General features: G+C 65.8%; 16 protein-coding genes. 8 read left to right on the top strand and 8 right to left on the bottom strand.

The window, feature by feature from the left end; translation table 11 throughout:
• Positions 1 to 15 precede the first annotated feature (15 nt).
• Genes P1P91_RS12295 through P1P91_RS12310 form a run of 4 tightly spaced genes read left to right on the top strand, consistent with a single transcriptional unit; the run spans position 16 to position 4176 of the window.
• Positions 16 to 942 (top strand): lysine exporter LysO family protein, encoded by a 927-nt coding sequence (locus tag P1P91_RS12295; protein WP_311882969.1) that lies wholly within the window; start codon positions 16 to 18, stop codon positions 940 to 942.
• 51 nt (positions 943 to 993) lie between these two features.
• Complete coding sequence (locus P1P91_RS12300; RefSeq protein WP_311882970.1) at positions 994 to 1221, top strand: DUF1656 domain-containing protein; 228 nt, start codon at positions 994 to 996, stop codon at positions 1219 to 1221.
• Between the two features lies 1 nt (position 1222).
• A complete protein-coding gene (locus P1P91_RS12305) occupies positions 1223 to 2083 on the top strand; it encodes an HlyD family secretion protein (RefSeq protein WP_311882972.1) in 861 nt (286 codons plus the stop codon).
• Positions 2084 to 2085: 2 nt separating this feature from the next.
• Positions 2086 to 4176 (top strand): FUSC family protein, encoded by a 2091-nt coding sequence (locus P1P91_RS12310; RefSeq protein WP_311882974.1) that lies wholly within the window; start codon positions 2086 to 2088, stop codon positions 4174 to 4176.
• Here P1P91_RS12310 and P1P91_RS12315 read toward each other — a convergent pair.
• From P1P91_RS12315 to P1P91_RS12335, 5 genes are all read right to left on the bottom strand, one after another.
• Positions 4134 to 5108, bottom strand: a complete 975-nt coding sequence (locus P1P91_RS12315) for an SPFH domain-containing protein (protein ID WP_376717157.1) — start codon at positions 5106 to 5108, stop codon at positions 4134 to 4136. The genes P1P91_RS12310 and P1P91_RS12315 overlap by 43 nt on opposite strands.
• Before the next feature lie 56 nt (positions 5109 to 5164).
• Positions 5165 to 5662 carry a nodulation efficiency, NfeD-like protein gene (locus tag P1P91_RS12320; RefSeq protein WP_311885799.1) on the bottom strand — a complete coding sequence of 166 codons (498 nt, stop codon included), beginning with the start codon at positions 5660 to 5662 and terminating at the stop codon, positions 5165 to 5167.
• Between the two features lie 73 nt (positions 5663 to 5735).
• Positions 5736 to 6485 carry an IS5 family transposase gene (locus tag P1P91_RS12325; RefSeq protein ID WP_311881892.1) on the bottom strand — a complete coding sequence of 250 codons (750 nt, stop codon included), beginning with the start codon at positions 6483 to 6485 and terminating at the stop codon, positions 5736 to 5738.
• A 90-nt stretch (positions 6486 to 6575) separates the two neighbouring features.
• Positions 6576 to 7289 carry a ZIP family metal transporter gene (locus P1P91_RS12330; RefSeq protein ID WP_311882978.1) on the bottom strand — a complete coding sequence of 238 codons (714 nt, stop codon included), beginning with the start codon at positions 7287 to 7289 and terminating at the stop codon, positions 6576 to 6578.
• 53 nt (positions 7290 to 7342) lie between these two features.
• Positions 7343 to 8671, bottom strand: coding sequence for a DUF945 family protein (locus P1P91_RS12335; protein WP_311882979.1), 1329 nt, complete (start codon positions 8669 to 8671; stop codon positions 7343 to 7345).
• Positions 8672 to 8936: 265 nt separating this feature from the next.
• On the opposite strand from P1P91_RS12335, the gene P1P91_RS12340 reads away from it, so the two are divergent.
• The 4 genes from P1P91_RS12340 to dauA all read left to right on the top strand — a co-directional run bounded on the left by P1P91_RS12340 (position 8937) and on the right by dauA (position 13411).
• On the top strand, positions 8937 to 10346 hold the full coding sequence (locus tag P1P91_RS12340; RefSeq protein WP_311882981.1) for an ATP-binding protein: 1410 nt from the start codon (positions 8937 to 8939) through the stop codon (positions 10344 to 10346).
• A gap of 33 nt (positions 10347 to 10379) precedes the next feature.
• Positions 10380 to 11081 carry a response regulator gene (locus P1P91_RS12345; protein ID WP_311882983.1) on the top strand — a complete coding sequence of 234 codons (702 nt, stop codon included), beginning with the start codon at positions 10380 to 10382 and terminating at the stop codon, positions 11079 to 11081.
• Between the two features lie 102 nt (positions 11082 to 11183).
• A complete protein-coding gene (locus P1P91_RS12350; protein ID WP_311882985.1) occupies positions 11184 to 11573 on the top strand; it encodes a hypothetical protein in 390 nt (129 codons plus the stop codon).
• Positions 11574 to 11677: 104 nt separating this feature from the next.
• A complete protein-coding gene (dauA, locus tag P1P91_RS12355; RefSeq protein WP_311882987.1) occupies positions 11678 to 13411 on the top strand; it encodes a C4-dicarboxylic acid transporter DauA in 1734 nt (577 codons plus the stop codon).
• On the opposite strand, the gene exaC is transcribed toward dauA, so the two are convergent.
• The 3 genes from exaC to P1P91_RS12370 form a co-directional block, all read right to left on the bottom strand.
• A complete protein-coding gene (gene exaC / locus P1P91_RS12360) occupies positions 13408 to 14928 on the bottom strand; it encodes an acetaldehyde dehydrogenase ExaC (protein ID WP_311882989.1) in 1521 nt (506 codons plus the stop codon). The two genes, dauA and exaC, sit on opposite strands and share 4 nt — an antisense overlap.
• A 120-nt stretch (positions 14929 to 15048) precedes the next feature.
• Positions 15049 to 15477, bottom strand: coding sequence for a universal stress protein (locus P1P91_RS12365; protein ID WP_311882991.1), 429 nt, complete (start codon positions 15475 to 15477; stop codon positions 15049 to 15051).
• A gap of 11 nt (positions 15478 to 15488) precedes the next feature.
• Positions 15489 to 18095: a TRAP transporter permease gene (locus P1P91_RS12370; protein WP_311885800.1), complete on the bottom strand. Its 2607-nt coding sequence runs from the start codon at positions 18093 to 18095 to the stop codon at positions 15489 to 15491.
• Positions 18096 to 18148 lie beyond the last annotated feature (53 nt).

Genomic DNA, 18148 nt, shown 5'->3' on the forward strand with positions numbered 1-18148 from the left:
AGGCCGCACTCCCTTATGTTTTCCGGATTGCTCATCGTGCTGCTGCCGCTGGTGGCAGGATACCTTGTCCGGGTGCGCTCATCGCATCTGCAGGGCTTGATCAACCACGCGGTCAACGGCTCCATCTACGTGATTCTGCTGCTGATGGGCGCAAGCCTTGCGGGGCTCGACAACCTTTCGAGCCAGCTTTCCCGGCTGGGGGGCAGCGCGCTTTTGCTGTTCGCGCTGACCAGCGCCTGCAATTTTGTGGCGCTCGGCTGGCTCTCCCGCCGGCTGGCGATGCGCGCGGGGGCGACGCCGGGGGTCAAGAATGCGCCGGTGAGCAAGTTTGCTGCCATGAAAGGCTCGCTTTCGCTGCTGGGCATCGTGGCCCTTGGCGTCATCCTTGGGCTGCTGCTGGGCCCGATCGTGGGGCAGGTTTTGTTCCACGGCGCCGAAGTGCTCGCCGAAGGAGTGCTTTACGTGCTGCTGGCGCTGATCGGCTGCCAGCTGCGCAATTCCGGCATGCCGCTCAAACAGATTCTGCTCAACCGCAGCGGGCTGGCCATCGCCCTGACGCTTGCCGCCAGCTCGCTGGTGGCGGGGCTTGCGGCCGCCCCGCTGCTGTCGCTTAGCTGGAACGAGGGGCTGGCCATGGCCTCGGGCTTTGGCTGGTACTCGCTCTCGGCGATTTTGATCGGCGACCAGCTCGGCCCGCTCATGGGCGGCGTGGCGTTCTTCAACGATCTCGCCCGGGAGCTTTTGACCTTTGTGCTGGTGCCGCTGGTGATCCACCGCCACGCGGCGCTGGCCATCGGCTACGGCGGCGCCACCTCCATGGATTTTGCCCTGCCGGTAATCCAGCAGCACGGCGGCGTGGCTTTCGTGCCGGTGGCGGTGGTCAGCGGCTTTCTGCTGTCGCTACTGTCCCCGCCGCTGATACTTTTCTGGCTTTCGCTATAATCGCAGCGACGACTGGCTATCGCTATAACCGACACCACGAAAGGGGGCGCAATGGGGCTGCACGAAATCACCCTGGGCGGGCTCTTGCTGCCGCCGATGCTGCTATACGTGGCGCTGGGGCTGGCGGCCACGCTACTGCTGCGCGCCCTGCTTTACCGCCTGCAAAAAGGCCGGCGGCCATGGTACGAGGCGTGGTTTGACACCGCGCTGTTCGTGCTCTGCACGGCGGCCGCCGCCTACGTATTCTCCGCGTCTTTCCCCGCTACCGGAGCCTTTTGAGATGTCCACCCTGCTGCGCACCCTGGTCACGCTGGTCATCGTAAGCCTTGCCGCGGCTGCCGGCTGGTGGCTATGGCAGTATTACCTCTACACCCCCTGGACCCGTGACGGCCGCGTGCGCGCCGACGTCATCACCGTGGCGCCGGACGTCTCCGGGCGGGTCACCTCCCTCAAGGTGGCCGACAGCCAGCGCGTGGCCAAGGGCGACGTCCTGTTCAGCATCGACGCCGAGCGCTACCAGGCAAGCGCAGACAAGGCCCAGGCGGTGATGGAGCAGCGCCAGGCCGAGCTGGAGCTTGCCCGCCACGAGGCCTCCCGGCGCAGCCGGCTGGGGCGCGCGGCGATCAGCGAAGAAGACAAGGAGACCGCGCGCATCCACAGCCGCGTGGCGGCGGCTACGCTTGCCCAGGCGCAGAGCGCGCTTGCCAGCGCCAGGCTGGACCTTGCGCGCACTACCATCACCGCGCCGGCCGCCGGGCACGTGCTCAACCTGCAGCTCAACGAAGGCAACTACGCCAGCGCTGGCCAGCCGGTGCTGGCACTGATCAAGGAAGACTCCTACTACGTCACCGGCTATTTCGAAGAAACCAAGATGCCCCGGGTGCACGTCGGCGACGCCGCGCGCATCAAGCTGATGGGCGCCGAGCACGAGCTTTCCGGCCGCGTTGCCGGCATCGGGCGCGCCATTGCCGACCCCAACGCCGCTCCCAACGAGCAGCTGCTGCCCAAGGTTCAGCCCACCTTCAGTTGGGTGCGCCTGGCCCAGCGCATCCCCGTGCGCATCGCCCTGGATGACATCCCCGACGGCGTGACGCTAAGCGCAGGGATGACCGCCTCGGTGCACATCGAGCCGGAGCCCTGAGCATGGCGCTGACCGCTTCGCCCTGGTATCAAACCTACCTCACGCCGAACGCGCATGCGCTCAAGTTTGCCCTCAAGGCTACCTTCGCCATGCTGCTGGCGCTATATCTGGCGCTGTGGCTGAACCTGGAGCGCCCCTACTGGGCGCTGATCTCGGCGGCGTTTCTGCAGATCCGGCCGATGAGCGGCATGGTGCTGGAAAAAGGCCTGAGCCAGGTGAGCGGCACCCTGGTTGGCGCCGTGGCCGGCATCACCTTGATGGCGCTCTTTGCCCAAGCGCCGGTGCCGGCGCTCGTGGCGCTGACGCTGTGGATCATGCTGTGCACCTACGGCAGCGCGCTGCTGCGCAACAACGCCGCCTACGGCTGCATCATGGGGGCGGTCACCGCGATGCTGATCGTGGTCATCGGCGCCGGCGCCCCGGAGCGCATCTTCTCCATCGCCGTAGCGAGGATTTCCGAGCTGGCGCTGGGTGCGACCTGCGCGACCCTGGTCAGCGCGCTGCTGTGGCCCTCCCGGGTCAGCGCGCACCTGGGCCGCCAGGCCGATACGGTGGTCAACCAGGCGTTCACCCACGCCGCCTCTCGCCTTCGCGACAGCGACGACCACGCCGAGCTTGAGGCCAGCCTGACCGGCACGCTGTCGCCGCTGACCGCGCTCGAAGGCGACAGCCAGGCCGCCCGCTACGAAGGCCCCGAAGGCGCCGGGCGCATCCGCGCAAGCCACGTTCTGACCCGCCACACCCTGCGCCTGCTGGCTACCCTCCACGCCCTCCAACAGCTGCTTCACGCGGGCAGCGACCGCCACGGCGGCGAGAGCATGAAAAGCGACATCCGCCAGCTCGCCGAGCAGCTGGCCAACGGCTTTACCAGCGCCGCCGGCTCCAGCGGCACCGCTGACGCCCGCAAGCGTCTGCACGCCCTGCGCCGGCGGACGCTGCTGTTTCCCGAAGGGTCGCTAACGCCGCTGGAGCAGCGCTGCCTGCTGGGCCTGCGCGAAGCCCTGGGCCACGCCCTGGTCATGCTCGATGCCCGGGACGCCATCACCCAGCCATCGCGCAAATTTCTGCGCGGCGTGGCGCTGGCCTGGCACCGCGACCATCTGGTCGCCGGCGTCAACGCCCTGCGCGCCGGGGCGATCTTTGCCGCCCTGGCCACCTTCTGGCTGGCCACCGGTTGGGGCAACGGCCGGGTCGCCATGCTGCTGGGTACGCTGTTCTCGGCGTTTTTTGCCAGCCGCGACAATCCGGTGGCGGCGTGCATGACGTTTGCCAAGGGCATGCTGGCAGCGATCCCCAGCGCCTTTGTCTTCGGCCACGTGCTGCTGGCCCAGGCGAGCGGTTTCCCCATGCTGGCGATGATTTTTCTCACGCCGCTGTTTCTGGGGCTGCTGGGTGCGTCCAACCCCAAACTGATGGGCTACTGCCTGGCGTTTACCATCGGCAATATCCTGCTCACCATGCCCGGCAACGGCATGGACTTTTCCTTTGACAGCTTCATCAACCGCGCGCTGGCGGTGCTGGTGGGGCTGGGGACGGTGGTGACCGCGTTTCGCCTGCTGCCGGGCCCCGGCGCCACGCTCAGGCGCAAGCGGCTGGTGTGGGCCATTGCCCGGGATTTACGCGGGTTAGCAAGCGCGCCGGTCGAAGACGCGGAAACGCAGTTTATCGGGCGCATGGCCGACCGCCTGCTGCGCCTTTCCCGGCACGATGACACCCTGCCCGACGACCAGCGCCATCTCTTTACCCTGGGGCTCACCGGCCTGGACGTCGGCTACGCCTGCCTGCAGCTGCGCCGCCGCCTCGACGGGCTGGATAACGCCGACCTGCAGCGCGCAAGCGGCGCCTTTATTACCGCACTGGCCGAGGGCTACGCCGCCAGCGCCAAGGGCGAGACGCCCCGGCAGATACGCCCGGCGGGCAACGCCCTGATCGACGCCGCCCGCCGCGAGTGCTCGCTGGACGCCCGCCGCCAGGCGCTGCTGGCCGGGCTGGTCGAGCGCCTGGCGCTCTCGCTTGAACGCCAGGCCACCCGGACCCGGCAGGTGCGCGGTCAGTCGCCGGAGGCGCCACCCGCGCCGCCGACCATGCCTTGACGCAACGCGCTCGTCGCCCTGGCGGCGTCTTCCGGCGTGCCGGCCATTTCCCGGAACATGCCCATGGAGCCCAAAAGCGCCGAGGATTCGTAGGGCACGAACACCCGCTCGCCGTTTTTGGCCATGTCCGGCAGGCCCTTGATGTAGCTCTGCCCCAGCAGGTAGCCCACCACGGTGCGCTTGTGCTCGTCGTCGTCGCCCAGCGCGCTCAGCACCAGGCTGATGGATTCGTTTTCGCCCTGGGCGCGCAGAATCGCCGACTCCTTGTCGCCCTCGGCGTTGAGAATGGCGGATTCGCGCTGGCCCTGGGCCTTGGCAATGGCGGCGGACTTCTCGCCTTCGGCTTCGGTCACCGTGGCCCGGCGCTTGCGCTCGGCGGCCATCTGCAGCCGCATGGCGGACTCCACCTCTTCGGGCATTTCAATATCCTGAACCTCGACCCGGGTGATCTTGATGCCCCACTTGGAAGCCGGCTCTTCCATGGCCGCCTGGATCTGGTTGTTGACCTCGGCCCGGGACTCGAACAGCCGGTCCAGCTCCATCTTGCCCACCACCGAGCGCAGCGTGGTCTTGGCCAGCACCTCCACCGCCTGGCTCATGTTTTCCACCTCGTACACCGCGCGCTCGGGCACCACGATGGTGTAGTAAAGCGCGCCGTTGATGCGCACGGTGACGTTGTCCGTGGTGACCACCGGCTGGCCGGGAAAGTCCATGACCGTTTCCCGCCGGTCGATGCGCGTTTCTTCGCTGGTAATCGCGGCGTAGGCGTCGCCGCGCTTCTCGTAGCGGATCATGGTGATCGAGCGGGGCTTTTCGATGAACGGGATGATGATGTTGATCCCGCTTTCCAGCACCCGGTTGAACGACCCCAGCCGCTCCACCACCACCGCTTCCGACTGACGCACGATCATCAGCCCCTTCACCACGATCATCACGCCGATGGCGACGATAATCAGGCTGACCAATAGCCCTATACTGATGGAATCGCTCACTGTCCTGCTCCTGTTGATGGCTTCGCCGACGGCGAAGGTTGGGACGACGGCGCGCCGGGTCTCACCCGCGCCAGCGTCCCCTCAAAGTGATCCAGCACCACCTCGGCCCCCTCGGCGGGCCATTCGTCGGGGGCTGCATCCACGTAGCGGGCGCGAAAGAAATCGCCCTTGATCTTGATGCCGCTGGCGCCGTCGTAGTCCCGACGCACGATATGAAACCGCTCGCCGTGCTGGGCGCCGGTGCCGGCGACGCCGTAGTTAACCCCGGCCGGGGAAAACCACGGCCGAATCACCCAGACCGCAAGCGGCACGCACACCGCGCTTGCCAGGCCCAGCGCCACCAGCTGCCACAAAAGCGGCGCTTCCAGCGCGGCCACGGCGGCGCTCACCAGCGCCGCGGCGGCAAGCGCCAGCAGCACCAGGCTGCCGGTCAAAAGCTCGGCAAGCGCCAGCAGCAGCGCAACCGTCAGCCAGAGAGAACCCGCACTGATCATATCCACGGTCTTGATACCCGCCTGTTATCCGTCTGATTCATTGGCCATAAGGCCGCTAGGGCGTGTTGACGTTTCACATGGGCAGCCATAAAAAGCCGCAGGCCAAGGCCACCATGCTTTCGTAGTTTCGCTTGAGCTTGTCGTAACGCGTTGCGATGGCGCGATACGGCTTCAATCGAGCAAAGGCATTCTCAACCAGATGCCGATAGCGATATAAGCCTCTGTCCAGATTGGCATTTCCTTTCTTTGAGTTGCGTTTGCGTGGAATGACGGCAGCCATGCCCTTGGCTTCGATCTGTTCACGGATACGCTCGCTGTCATAGCCCTTGTCAGCCACCAATGCATCACCCGCTGGCAAATCGTCAATCAATGCCCGGGCTTCCGTGCTGTCGTGCACCTCACCCCCGGTTATTCTGAAGGTTATCGGTAGCCCATAGGCATCTACGGTCAAGTGGATCTTGCTGGTATTGCCTGCACGACTTTTGCCAATGGCTTCTGCGTCTTCCGTGGCAGCTCCGGTGCTGTCCTGGTGGGCCTTGACGTAGGAGCCATCAATGAACAGCCACTCAACATCAGGCTCCTCCACCAGAGAGCTGAAAAGCCTCATCAGCTTTCCACTCGCTGACCAGGCGTTAAAACGCTTGTAGACCGTGTTCCAGGGGCCAAACGTCTCCGGTAGGTCCCGCCACGGGCAGCCGGTGCGCATCCGATAAAGGATGCCTTCTATCGTGGTACGCAAGTCGGCCTTGTCATAAATACCTTGTTGAAGCAGGATTGGTTTCAGCTTCGACCAGTGTTCATCCGTGAGCATTTGTCGGGGCATGGCAGGCTTGCAGTTTGTTGGTGTGGGAACCTTTATTCTGCGAGCTTGCCCCTATCCTGCAATACCCCTGCCATGAAACGTCAACAGGCCCTAGCCCGCCAGCATGCTGCCGGAAAGCCCCAGAAGAAAGCCGGCGACCGCCCCCAGGGCGGGCATCCAGGTGTTTTTCAGCTTGGCCTGGGGGGCAATGTCGTCAAACACCAGGTACAAAATGCCGCCGCTGGCAAACAGCAGCAGCGTGCCCATCACCAGCGGATACTGCCCCAGCCAGTAATAGCCGGCCAGGGCCGAGGCCGGGCCCAGCAGCGCCATGGCGAAAAACGCGGTCAGAATAGTGCTCTGTGAAAGCCGGCCCGAGCGCGCCAGCTCTTCAAAGGCGTTAAAGCCTTCGGGCAGGTTCTGCAGCGCGATCAAAAACGCCAGCAGCAGCCCGGTGTTTTCCCCGGCGGCGAACGCCGCGCCCAGCGCAATGGCCTCGGGGATAAAGTCCGAGAGCATCGCTACCAGCTGGCCGGCGGCGCTCTGCAACCGGTTGAGCAGGATATCCAGCAAAAAGAACGTCACGCCGCCGGCGGCAAAGCTTAGCCCCGCCGCCAGCGGGGGCAGCTTGGCCACGCCGTCGGGCACCAGCACCAGGGCGATGGCCGAGATCAGCGCGCCGCCGCCAAAGGCGACGATAAAATGCCGCCACTCGCTGCCAAGCCAGGCCGGGTGCAGCCGGTCAAACCGGGCAAACACCGCGCCGGCGGGCATCGCCACCCCGGCGCCCAGGGCAAGAAGCAGCACCAGCAAAGTCTCGGGCATGACTAAGGTCCTTCGTCGTTATCGCGCTGTTCGCGGCGCCGGTAAGGATCGCGCTAGCGTGACAGCACCTGCTCCAGCGGCTCGTCGTTATAAAGCGCCCGGCCGTCTTCCCAGGCAAAGACGTGGGGCGCGTCGTGGTTGATCATCAGCGCCTGCAGCGCCGTCGGAAGCTCTATCACGATGGCGTCGGGCAGGGCGTCGACGGCAAGCCTGGCGCTCAGCCGCGACGCCAGCTCGGCCCGAGTCTGCTGCGCGCTCATGGCCGGCTGGCTGGGGGCATCGCTTGCGGATTCATAGGCCTCGGCGCTGATGCCGGCCAGCAGGGCGCGCGCGGCCTCCGGGGACAGGCTGTCGCCGTCAAACGCCACCCGGCCGGAAAGCTTTGCCTCGGCGCGGCCGAGCATGGGCAGCGCGGCGTCCAGCGTCAGCGTCTCGAGCTCGAGCGCCGGAGAGCGCGACAGCAGCGCGTGGGCCTGCTCCCTCAGCGTGGCCCGAAGCTCCCGGGTCAGGGCCTGCTGCTTGGCGATCGATAGATCCTCCCCGGCATCGGCACCTTTCAAGTGGCGCTCGAGCACCTCGGCCAGGGCGGCGAAAGCGGCGTAGTCCAGCCCTTTCGCGGTCAGGTCAAGCTCGGCCCGACCCGGCTCGCTGTCCATGAAAACGGCATCGTTTGCCGCAAGATAGAGCCGTGAAGAATAGGTGTCGCCGTCGAGCATGGCGGTATTGCGGATTTCGGCGTCGCCGAGGCTTGCAACCTCCGCGGGCGTGTCGCGGTTATCCACCACAAGGCGGGCGTCGTCCACCGCAAGGCGCCCGTGGGAGCGTCCGCTGCCGGCGTCGGCATCGACGCTGTACTCAAGCTCGGTATCCAGGCCGTTGACCTCAAGGTGATCGGCGGGGCTTTGCAGGCGAAGCTGGCGGGTGCGCATCGTCAGGGCAAAGTGCTCGCGCTCGGTATCCACGTAGCCGTCGCCTGCGGTCTGCTCGAGCGTCACAGCACCGCTGTCGGCGGTCAGCTCGTCGGCGTCAAAGCGATAGTCGCGCTTGCCGCTGCCAAGCCCGGTGGTGAAATCGACCTCGCCGCTGAGCGCCTCGCCGTCAAACGTCATGGTACCCTCGGCGGTGCGCGACAGGTAGCCGACCTCCATGGCAAGCTCGCCGCTAAGGCCCGGGGCGTCAACCGCGTCCAGACGTGCGGTAAGCGACGTCTTGCCAAGCCCCTTGTGCGTTTCTACCTGGCTCACGTTAATGGCCTGTTCGGCCTCAAGCGCGGCAAGGCTCTCGCGGATCTGCTTTTCTGCGGCGTTGCCCGCTATGGCGTGGGCAATGAAGCCGCCCGCTACGATAGCGACGCCGGCCGCCACGATGATTTTTTTATCCACAATCAACGTCCCTATTTTTGCTAAGCTCTGGTGCGGTTGTGCTGCCCGGAAATCGGCCGACACAGTGTCACACGGCACTTAATGCGCCGCCGCGCCATGCTAGCACGCCAAGCGGCGCCGCATTGATTGGCAAGCTAACCGTTCCGCGTTCTTCGCTACGTTTCTAAGCATGTTCCCAAGCACATTCTTCAACACGCGCTTCAGCACGTTATTCAAAACGCGTTCTTCAACACACTGTTCTTCAAAACATTAATTGGGGCCACCGTTGGGAAACACCTTTTGCCACGCTCGCTATCGCCGCCTGTCGCGGCTGGGCATCAAGCTCTTTGCGATTATCCTGAGCATCAACGTGGTGATTGCCGGCGCGGTCTTCCTCGCCGTCTCCTACAGCATCGACCGCGGCTTTCTGGACTACCTCAACCAGGCCCAGGAGCGCCGCGCCATGCGCCTGGCGGAAGGCCTGGTCGAGCGCTGGCAGGAGCACCAGAGCTGGGAGTGGCTGGCAAGCGACCCGCTGCGCTGGCCCACCATCGTTTACCATGAGCTTGGCCGCGGCAACGCCGAGCGCCCCTCGCCGCTGGGCGAAGCCCAGGATTTCGCCCTGCGCGCGCCGGACGGCCGCTTTATCGTGGCCCCTCGGCACGCCGAAGACGAGCCTGCCAGCTGGCACTGGATGTCGCTTGACGCCGACGACCGCCCCATCGGCTCGCTGGGCTTTCGCCCGCCCCAGCAAATTCTCAAGCGCATGGAGAACCGCTTTCTCGACCGCCAGCGCAACAACCTCTCGCTGATCGTCATTTCGCTGGGCGTTGCGTCGCTGCTGCTCGCCGGGTGCCTGTCGTGGTGGCTTGGCCGGCGCGCCCACACCCTGGCGACCGGCGCCATGCGTCTGACCCGGGGGGACTACCATATCCGCCTGCCCGTCCGCGGCCGCGACGAGCTCTCAAGGCTCGCCCGGGACTTCAACGTGCTGGCTTCCACCCTGGAAGCCAACCGCAATGCCCGCGCTCGCTGGGTCTCGGACACCGCGCACGAGCTGCGCACGCCGCTTGCGGTGCTGCGCGGCGAGATCGAGGCCATGCAGGACGGCATCCGCCCGCTCGACACCGACAGTCTCGGCTCGCTGGGCCAGGAGGTCGAGCAGCTCGAGTGCCTGGTGGCCGACCTGCGCTTGCTGTCCCAGAGCGACGCCGGCGCGCTGGCCATTCAGCTGGCGCCGCTGGACCTGAGCGATCACCTCCAGTGCCACCTGAACGACGCCCGGCGCTGGCTCGAGGACACCGAGTTCCGACTGACCGACGACCTGGCGCCGTCGCTTCATATATACGGCGATGCCCAACGGCTGCGCCAGCTGTGGCACAATCTGCTCGACAACAGCCGCGCCTATACCCGGGAGCCGGGCACGCTCAGCGTGACGCTCACTCGCGAGCACAACGAAGCGGCGCTGATATGGGAAGACAGCGCGCCCGGCGTGCCCCAGCACGAGCTGGCCCGGCTCACCGAACGGCTGTACCGCGTGGAAGGCTCCCGCAGCCGCTCGAGCGGCGGCAGCGGCCTGGGGCTTTCCATTGTCAGCGCCCTGGTGCACGCTCACGATGGCCGCCTGGATGCTTCGGCCTCGCCGCTTGGTGGGCTGCGCTGGACGCTGCGCTTTCCGCTGATATCGTCAACCTGAAGTTGCCGCCACCCCGTTTTCCGTGAGTGACCCATGACCGCTGATGCCTCTTTACTGATCGTTGAAGACGAACCCAAGATTGCCCGTCTGATGGCCGACTACCTGCAGACCCACGGCTTCGGGACCACCACGCTTGACGACGGCAACGCGGTCATGCCCTGGCTCGAAGAGCAGCAGCCGGCGCTGATCCTTCTGGACCTGATGCTGCCGGGGCAGGACGGCCTCAGCCTTTGCCGCAGCATTCGCCAGCGCTATCCGCAGACGGCCATCATCATGGTGACCGCCAAGGTCGAAGAAGTAGACCGCCTGCTGGGGCTGGAGCTCGGCGCCGATGACTACATCTGCAAGCCCTTCAGCCCGCGCGAAGTGGTCGCCCGGGTCAAGGCCGTGCTGCGCCGCAGCCAGGCCGCTCAGAGCGCCACGCTCGCCGTCGATGACCCCAACGCGCCGGTGCAGCTGAACGAAGACGGCTGGCAGGCCATCGCGGGCGGCCAGGATCTGGGGCTCACCGCGGTGGAGTTCCAGCTGCTGCGGGTGATGATGCGGGCGCCGGGGCGAATCTTCAGCCGCGAGCAGCTGATGGATCACATGTATCGCGACAACCGCATTGTCTCCGAGCGCACCGTGGACAGCCACGTCAAGAAGCTGCGCAAGAAAATCAGCGAAGTGCTCCCCGAGCGCGACATCATTCGCTCGGTGTACGGCGTGGGCTACAAGTATCAGCCCGACGAATAAGGCCGGGATCACGTTATTTACACACTGGCTGCAAGGGGTTTGCACCGGCATGCGAGAGGCTCGGAACAACTCGTCAACATCATTGCTATTCAAGGAGCTGTCATGACATCGCCGCTGACGCTACGCCAACGCCTTGCCCCCGCCCTGCTGGCGGCCGTCCTGCTGCCGCTGGCGTTTAGCGCCCAGGCTGCCCCCGGCCAGGGCGCCCAGGCCGGCGACATGCCCGATGCGCTCAAGGAGCGCATGGAAGAGCGCCGCCAGGCCGTGTATGACAAGGCCGGCATCGATCAGGCTACCCGCGAGGAGCTCAACACCGCCCAGAAAGAGCACTACCAGGCCATGCAGGAGCTGCGCCAGGACTATCGCCAGCGCATGCAGGAGATCCTCACCGAAGAGCAGCAGCAGTCGCTCAACGAGGCCATGCGCGAGGTTCAGCGCGAGCAGATGCAGCAGCGCGGCCAGGGTCAGGGCGAGCCCATGCCGCAGCAGTAACGAGCGAACCTTTCCGGAACACGGCAGCAGCTGGTCTGGTATAGTGGCGTGCGGCGCGATGCTGCGCGCCTTTTTGTATTCGCCCGTTTCAGCCCGGAGTCTTCATGTCGCGCCTGTGGTCTGCCCTGTCCCGTTTTCCCCTTCCCGGCCAAGCGCTGGCCCACGCCTGGCAGGCAGGCTTTAGCCCGGGGCGGCTGAAAAACGACGTGCTCGCAGGCCTGACCATCGGCGTCGTCGCCGTGCCGCTGTCCATGGCGCTGGCCATTGCCACCGGGGTAGCGCCCCAGCACGGGCTCTACACGGCGATCGTTGCCGGCGCGCTGATCGCCCTTACCGGCGGCTCAAGATTCAACATTTCCGGTCCCACGGCGGCGTTCGTGGTGATCCTCTTTCCCATCGTGTCCAGCTACGGCCTGGGCGGGCTGCTGATTGCTACCCTGATGGCGGGCATTATCCTGTTGACGCTGGGCCTTGCCCGGCTGGGCAGCCTGATTCAGTACGTGCCCTACCCCGTGATACTCGGCTTTACCGCCGGTATCGGCACTGTCATTGCCCTGCTGCAGCTGCCCGACTTCTTCGGCCTTTCAGACCTCGAGCTTGGCGACAACACCCTGGCCAACGGCTGGCTGATCGCCCGATCGCTCCCCGGACTCGTGCCGGCGGAGCTGGGGGTCGGCGTCATCACGCTCGCCACCCTGCTTGTCTGGCCGCGCCTGAAAACCCCGGTACCCGCCCCCCTGGCCGGGCTTGCCGTGGGCACGCTTGTGGCCCTGCTGCTCGCCGCGCTGGGGGTCGAGGTCGACACCATCGCCTCGCGCTTTGATTGGACGATCGACGGCCAGAGCGGCAGCGGCATTCCCCCGCTGGCGCCGAGCTTTGACCTGCCGTGGCATTTTCCCGGCGCCGACGGCGAGCCCTTGACGCTGGACTTTGCCCTGATCCAGGCGCTGCTGGGGCCGGCGCTGGCCATTGCCCTGCTGGCGGCCATCGAATCGCTGCTCTGCGCCGTGGTCGCCGACGGCCTCACCCGCACCCGTCACGACCCCAACGCCGAGCTCGTCGGCCAGGGCATCGGCAACATCGTGGTGCCGTTTTTCGGCGGCATCACCGCCACCGCCGCCCTGGCGCGCACCGCCACCAACATCAAGAGCGGCGCGTTTTCCCCCCTGTCGGCGGTGGTGCACTCGCTGGTGGTCCTGCTGGCGGTGGTGGTGCTCGCCGGCGTGCTGGGCCGCGTTCCCATGTCTGCGCTGGCCGCCCTGCTTTTGATCATTGCCTGGAACATGAGCGAAGCCAAAAACTTCGTGCACACGCTGAGAACCGCGCCGGCAAGCGACGTCGGGGTGCTGGTGATCTGCTTCGGGCTGACCGTGGCCTTCGACATGGTGGTGGCCGTCGCCGTGGGCATCAGCCTCGCCGCGGCGCTGTTCATCCGCCGCATGGCCCAGCTGACCGGCGCCGAGCGCCTGCCCGAGCGCCCGGCGGGCAGCCCCGAGCTCCCCGCGGGTACCGCGCTTTACCGCATCAGCGGACCGATGTTCTTCGGCGCGGCGGAAAAGGCCATTGCCACCCTGCGCACCGTGGATCAGGACGTGCATACGGTGCTGCTCGACATGCGCACCGTCCCCAGCATCGACGCCACGGCCATGGTGGCCCTTGACGGGCTGCGTCGGGAGCTTGCCGAACAGCATATCGGGCTGGTGTTCATCGGCCTGCCGGCGCGCATGCAGCTCAAGCTCAAGCGCGCCGGCATCGGCCGCCGGGCGGGCCAACTTGCCATGGCCGAGAGTGTCGAGCGCGCCGCGCAGCTCGCGCGGCGCTGGCAGGCAGCGGGCTAGAAAAAGCCCACGGGATTGACGTCGTAGCTTACCAGCAGGTTCTTGGTCTGCTGGTAGTGCTCAAGGGCCATCTTGTGGGTTTCGCGCCCCACGCCGGATTTCTTGTAGCCGCCGAACGCCGCGTGGGCCGGGTACTGGTGATAGCAGTTGGTCCAGACGCGTCCGGCCTGGATGCCGCGCCCCATGCGGAAGGCCACGTTGATGTCGCGGCTCCATACCCCGGCACCAAGGCCAAACTCGGTGTCGTTGGCAATGGCCAGCGCCTCGGCCTCGTCCTTGAAGGTGGTGACGGCCACCACCGGGCCGAAGATTTCCTCCTGAAAGACCCGCATTTTGTTGCGGCCCTCGAGCAGCGTCGGCTGGACGTAATAGCCCTGGTCAAGACCGCCCTCCATGGCCTCGCGGTCGCCGCCGGTGAGAAACTCGGCGCCCTCTTCTCTGGCCACTTCCATATACGACATGATCTTGTCGAACTGCTCCCGGGACGCCTGGGCGCCCACCTGCACCTCGGTGTCCAGGGGATTGCCGCGCCTGATGGCCAGCGTACGCTCGATCACCCGGGCCATGAAGTCGTCGTACATGCTCTCCTGCACCAGCGCCCGGGACGGGCAGGTGCAGACCTCGCCCTGGTTCAGAAACGCCATCACCAGGCCTTCCACGGCCTTGTCGATGAACGCCGGCTCGGCGTTCATGATGTCGGCAAAGTAGACGTTGGGCGACTTGCCGCCGAGCTCCACGGTCGAGGGGATGATGTTCTCCGCCGCGCAGCCGAGAATATGGGCGCCTACCGGCGTCGAGCCGGTAAAGGCAATCTTGGCAATGCGCGGGCTCGACGCCAGCGCTTGGCCGGCCTCTTCGCCCAGGCCGTTGACGATGTTGACCACCCCGGGCGGCAGCAAGTCGCCGATCAGCTTCATCAGCTCGAGGATCGAGGCCGGCGTCTGCTCGGCGGGCTTGAGCACCACGCAGTTGCCGGCGGCAAGCGCGGGTGCCAGCTTCCAGGTGGCCATCAGCAGCGGGAAGTTCCAGGGGATGATCTGGCCGACCACTCCCAGCGGCTCGTGAAAATGGTAGGCCACGGTGTTGCCGTCAATGTCCGCCGTCGCGCCTTCCTGGGCGCGAATGCAGCCGGCAAAGTAGCGGAAATGATCCACTGCCAGGGGCAGGTCGGCGTTGAGGCATTCGCGAATGGCCTTGCCGTTGTCCCAGGTTTCCGCCACGGCAAGCTTTTCCAGGTGCTGCTCGATGCGGTCGGCAATGCGCAGCAGCACGTTGCCGCGCGCCGCCGGCGCCGTGCTGCCCCACTCCGGGGCCGCGGCGTGGGCGGCGTCCAGCGCCTTGTCGACGTCCTCGCCGGACGAGCGGGGGATCTCGCAGAAAACGTCGCCGTTGACCGGGCTGACGTTGTCGAAGTATTCCCCGTTGACCGGCGGCACAAACTCGCCGCCGATATAGTTGCCGTAGCGCTGTTCGAAGGTGATCAGAGCATCGGTGTCGCCAGGGTTGGCATAGATCATGGCATGGCTCCTGCAAGACTGAGGATGAATGCTGCCCCTCGATCAGTGTTGGCCAGCCAGGACGTTTAGCAAATCATCCGAACGTCGTAGGCCGGCCTGCCCCCGGCAAGCGCCGCCACGCTAGCGCACGATCATCACCGAGGCGCTGGCATGGTGCACCACGTGCTCCGAATTGGGCCCGAGCACGTAGTCCACAAAGCGGCGCTTGTTGTGCGACGCCATGACAATCAGGTCCACCTCCAGCTGGTCGGCGACCTTGATGATGCTTTCCCAGGGCGAGCCGTCGACGACCACGCTCTGGGTCTGGACGTCGGCGGGTATCTGGTCGTCGATAAAGGCGCGCTGGGCCTCGATGACGGCGGCCCTGGCATCCCGGGCGAAGTTTTTGGGGAAATAGGCGCCTACCATGGGCATTTTGACGTCCGGGCGCACCGTGAGCACGTGCAGCGATGCCCCGAACGTCCGGCACAGCGTAATCGCCGTCGGCAACGCCTTTTGCCACGACGCCTCTTCGTTGATATCCACCGGCAGTAGAATCTTGCGGTACATAGTGCCCTCCTTTATGCCGCTGCGTCGGGCGTTTTTTCGCGGCGACGGCGGCGGCGCTGCAGCGCCACCACCAGGCCAAAGACGCCCAGCGCCGGCAGCCACATCCACTCTTTGGTCCAGCGATCCACCGGCGCCTGCACCTGGATGATTTCCTGATCGAAGTCAAAGCCCATCTCGGCCGCCTGGCTGCCGTAGGTCACCATGTCCACCACGGCCTTGCCGTCTTCGGTGAGAAGCTCGAGACCGAGGTTTTCCAGCCGCTCCTGGCCGGTGTCGCCCTCCGGCACGGGCAGCGTCATATAGGTGGTCATCGGCTCGCCGTAGTCGTCAAGCCCGCTGATCTGCAGGCGCAGCGTGGCGTTGGCACCCGCCTCACCCAGCGCTTCGACAAACTGCGCCGGCGGAATGTCGCGGTACGGGTCGTGCAGCTGATCCATCCAGAAGCCCGGGCGGAACAGGGTAAAGGCGACCAGCAGCAGCAGCGCGGACTCGTACCAGCGGCTGCGGGTGATCATGTAGCCCTGGGTGGCGGCGGCAAAGATCAGCATGGCGCCGGTCGCCACCACGAAGATCAGCAGGCCCTGCAGGGGACTGACGCCGATCAGCAGAAGGTCGGTGTTGAAGATGAACAGAAACGGCAGCGCCGCGGTGCGCAGGCTGTAGTAGAACGCCTGGAAGCCCGTGCGTATGGGGTCGCCGCCGGACACCGCCGCCGCGGCAAAGGACGCCAGCCCCACCGGGGGCGTGACGTCCGCCATGATGCCGAAGTAGAACACGAACAGATGCACCGCGATCAGCGGCACCAGCAGGCCGTTTTGCTGGCCCAGATGGATGATCACCGGCGCCAGCAGCGCCGAGACCACGATGTAGTTGGCGGTGGTGGGCAGGCCCATGCCGAGAATCAGGCTGAGCACGGCGGTAAAGAAGAGAATGAGCAGCAGATTGCCCATGGCGATGGTTTCCACCACGTCGGCCAGCACCAGGCCCACGCCTGTCTGCGACACGGCGCCGACGATGATGCCGGCGGTGGCGGTGGCAATGCCGATGCCGATCATGTTGCGCGCGCCGGTCACCAGCCCGTTCCACAGGTCAAGCGCTCCCTCCTTGAGGTCCTCGCCCAGATTGCCCCGGCCGCGCAGGGCCGCGGTGATCGGCCGCTGGGTGAGCATGATGAAGATCATGAAGACCGTGGCCCAGAAGGCCGACAGCCCCGGCGACAGCCGCTCGACCATCAAGCACCAGATCAGCACCACCACCGGCAGGATATACTGCAGCCCGACCATCACCGTGGGCCGAGTCTGCGGCAGCTCGTAGATGGGCCTGCTCGGATCGTCCAGCTCAAGCTCGGGGTAGCCCGACGCCAGCTTCAGCAGCCCCAGATAGACCACCACCAGCCCGGCCGAAATCACCCAGGGCGCCGCCGCGCCCAGCACCGGCTTGAGCCAGCCAAGGCCATAGTAGACCCCCAGACCGACGCCCATCATCAGCAACAGGCCGGCGAGAAATCCGCTGACCTTGCGCACCAGCGGTTTGGGTGGGTTGGTACTTTGCAGCCCCTCCATGTTGGCCTTGAGCGCTTCCAGGTGGACGATGTAAATCAGCGCGATATAGGAGATCAGCGCCGGCAAAAAGGCGTGCTTGATTACCTCGACGTAGGAAATGCCGACGTATTCCACCATCAAAAAAGCGGCCGCGCCCATGACCGGCGGCATGATCTGGCCGTTGACCGAAGAGGCCACCTCGACGGCGCCGGCCTTCTCCGACGGAAAGCCCACCCGCTTCATCATGGGAATGGTGAACGTCCCGGTGGTCACGGTGTTGGCAATGGAGGAGCCGGAAATCAGCCCGGTCATGCCCGAGGCCACGACCGCCGCCTTGGCCGGACCGCCCTTGAAATGGCCCAGCATGGAAAAGGCCACCTTGATGAAATAGTTGCCGGCGCCGGCCTTGTCCAGCAGCGCGCCGAACAGGACGAACAGAAACACGAAGCTGGTCGACACCCCCAGCGCAATGCCGAATACCCCCTGGGTTGTCAGCCACTGGTGGTTGATCAGCCCGTAAAGGCTCACGCCCTTGTGCGCCAGCATGCCCGGCATCCAGGGACCGGCCAGGGAATAGGTCAGAAACACCAGCGCGACAATGGTCAGCGGCGGGCCCAGGGCGCGCCGCGTGGCCTCTAGCAGCAGTACAATGCCCGTGACCCCGACCACCACGTCCTGGATCAGCGGCGCGCTGGGGCGCTGGGCGAGCGACTCGTAGAACAAAAACATGTAGGCGCCGCAGAACGCCGCCAGCCCGGCCAGTAGCCAGTCCTGCAGGGGAACACGATCCCGCGGCGAGCGCTTGAGCGCGGGGTAGGCCATATAGGCCAGAAACAGGGCGAACGCCAGGTGGACCGAGCGCGACTCGGTGGCGTTGAACACCCCGACGCCGAAGACGAACGGCAGGGGCGAGGCGATCCACAGCTGGAACAGCGACCAGGCCGCGGCAATGCCCACCAGCAGTTTGCCGGGGGCGCCGGCGGGCTTGCGCGCCCCGGAATCGGTCGAGGCGACCATATCGTCAAGATCCACCTGGGGTTCCAGCGTGGTATCGGCGCGACTAGCCGACGGCGGCATTTTTTTGCTGTGCTGTGTCATAAGCAAGCCCTGCTTAAGTAGAAAGAACGAAG

It is taken from the genome of Halomonas piscis (genome assembly GCF_031886125.1).
Taxonomy (GTDB): Bacteria; Pseudomonadota; Gammaproteobacteria; order Pseudomonadales; family Halomonadaceae; genus Vreelandella; species Vreelandella piscis.

Bases quoted from the DNA above. Each gene is read 5' to 3' on its own strand.
- P1P91_RS12295 (WP_311882969.1), top strand. From the start codon at position 16: ATGTTTTCCGGATTGCTCATCGTGCTGCTGCCGCTGGTGGCAGGATAC.
- P1P91_RS12300 (WP_311882970.1), top strand. From the start codon at position 994: ATGGGGCTGCACGAAATCACCCTGGGCGGGCTCTTGCTGCCGCCGATG.
- P1P91_RS12305 (WP_311882972.1), top strand. From the start codon at position 1,223: ATGTCCACCCTGCTGCGCACCCTGGTCACGCTGGTCATCGTAAGCCTT.
- P1P91_RS12310 (WP_311882974.1), top strand. From the start codon at position 2,086: ATGGCGCTGACCGCTTCGCCCTGGTATCAAACCTACCTCACGCCGAAC.
- P1P91_RS12315 (WP_376717157.1), bottom strand. From the start codon at position 5,108: ATGATCGTGGTGAAGGGGCTGATGATCGTGCGTCAGTCGGAAGCGGTG.
- P1P91_RS12320 (WP_311885799.1), bottom strand. From the start codon at position 5,662: ATGATCAGTGCGGGTTCTCTCTGGCTGACGGTTGCGCTGCTGCTGGCG.
- P1P91_RS12325 (WP_311881892.1), bottom strand. From the start codon at position 6,485: ATGCCCCGACAAATGCTCACGGATGAACACTGGTCGAAGCTGAAACCA.
- P1P91_RS12330 (WP_311882978.1), bottom strand. From the start codon at position 7,289: ATGCCCGAGACTTTGCTGGTGCTGCTTCTTGCCCTGGGCGCCGGGGTG.
- P1P91_RS12345 (WP_311882983.1), top strand. From the start codon at position 10,380: ATGACCGCTGATGCCTCTTTACTGATCGTTGAAGACGAACCCAAGATT.
- P1P91_RS12350 (WP_311882985.1), top strand. From the start codon at position 11,184: ATGACATCGCCGCTGACGCTACGCCAACGCCTTGCCCCCGCCCTGCTG.
- dauA (WP_311882987.1), top strand. From the start codon at position 11,678: ATGTCGCGCCTGTGGTCTGCCCTGTCCCGTTTTCCCCTTCCCGGCCAA.
- exaC (WP_311882989.1), bottom strand. From the start codon at position 14,928: ATGATCTATGCCAACCCTGGCGACACCGATGCTCTGATCACCTTCGAA.
- P1P91_RS12365 (WP_311882991.1), bottom strand. From the start codon at position 15,477: ATGTACCGCAAGATTCTACTGCCGGTGGATATCAACGAAGAGGCGTCG.
- P1P91_RS12370 (WP_311885800.1), bottom strand. From the start codon at position 18,095: ATGCCGCCGTCGGCTAGTCGCGCCGATACCACGCTGGAACCCCAGGTG.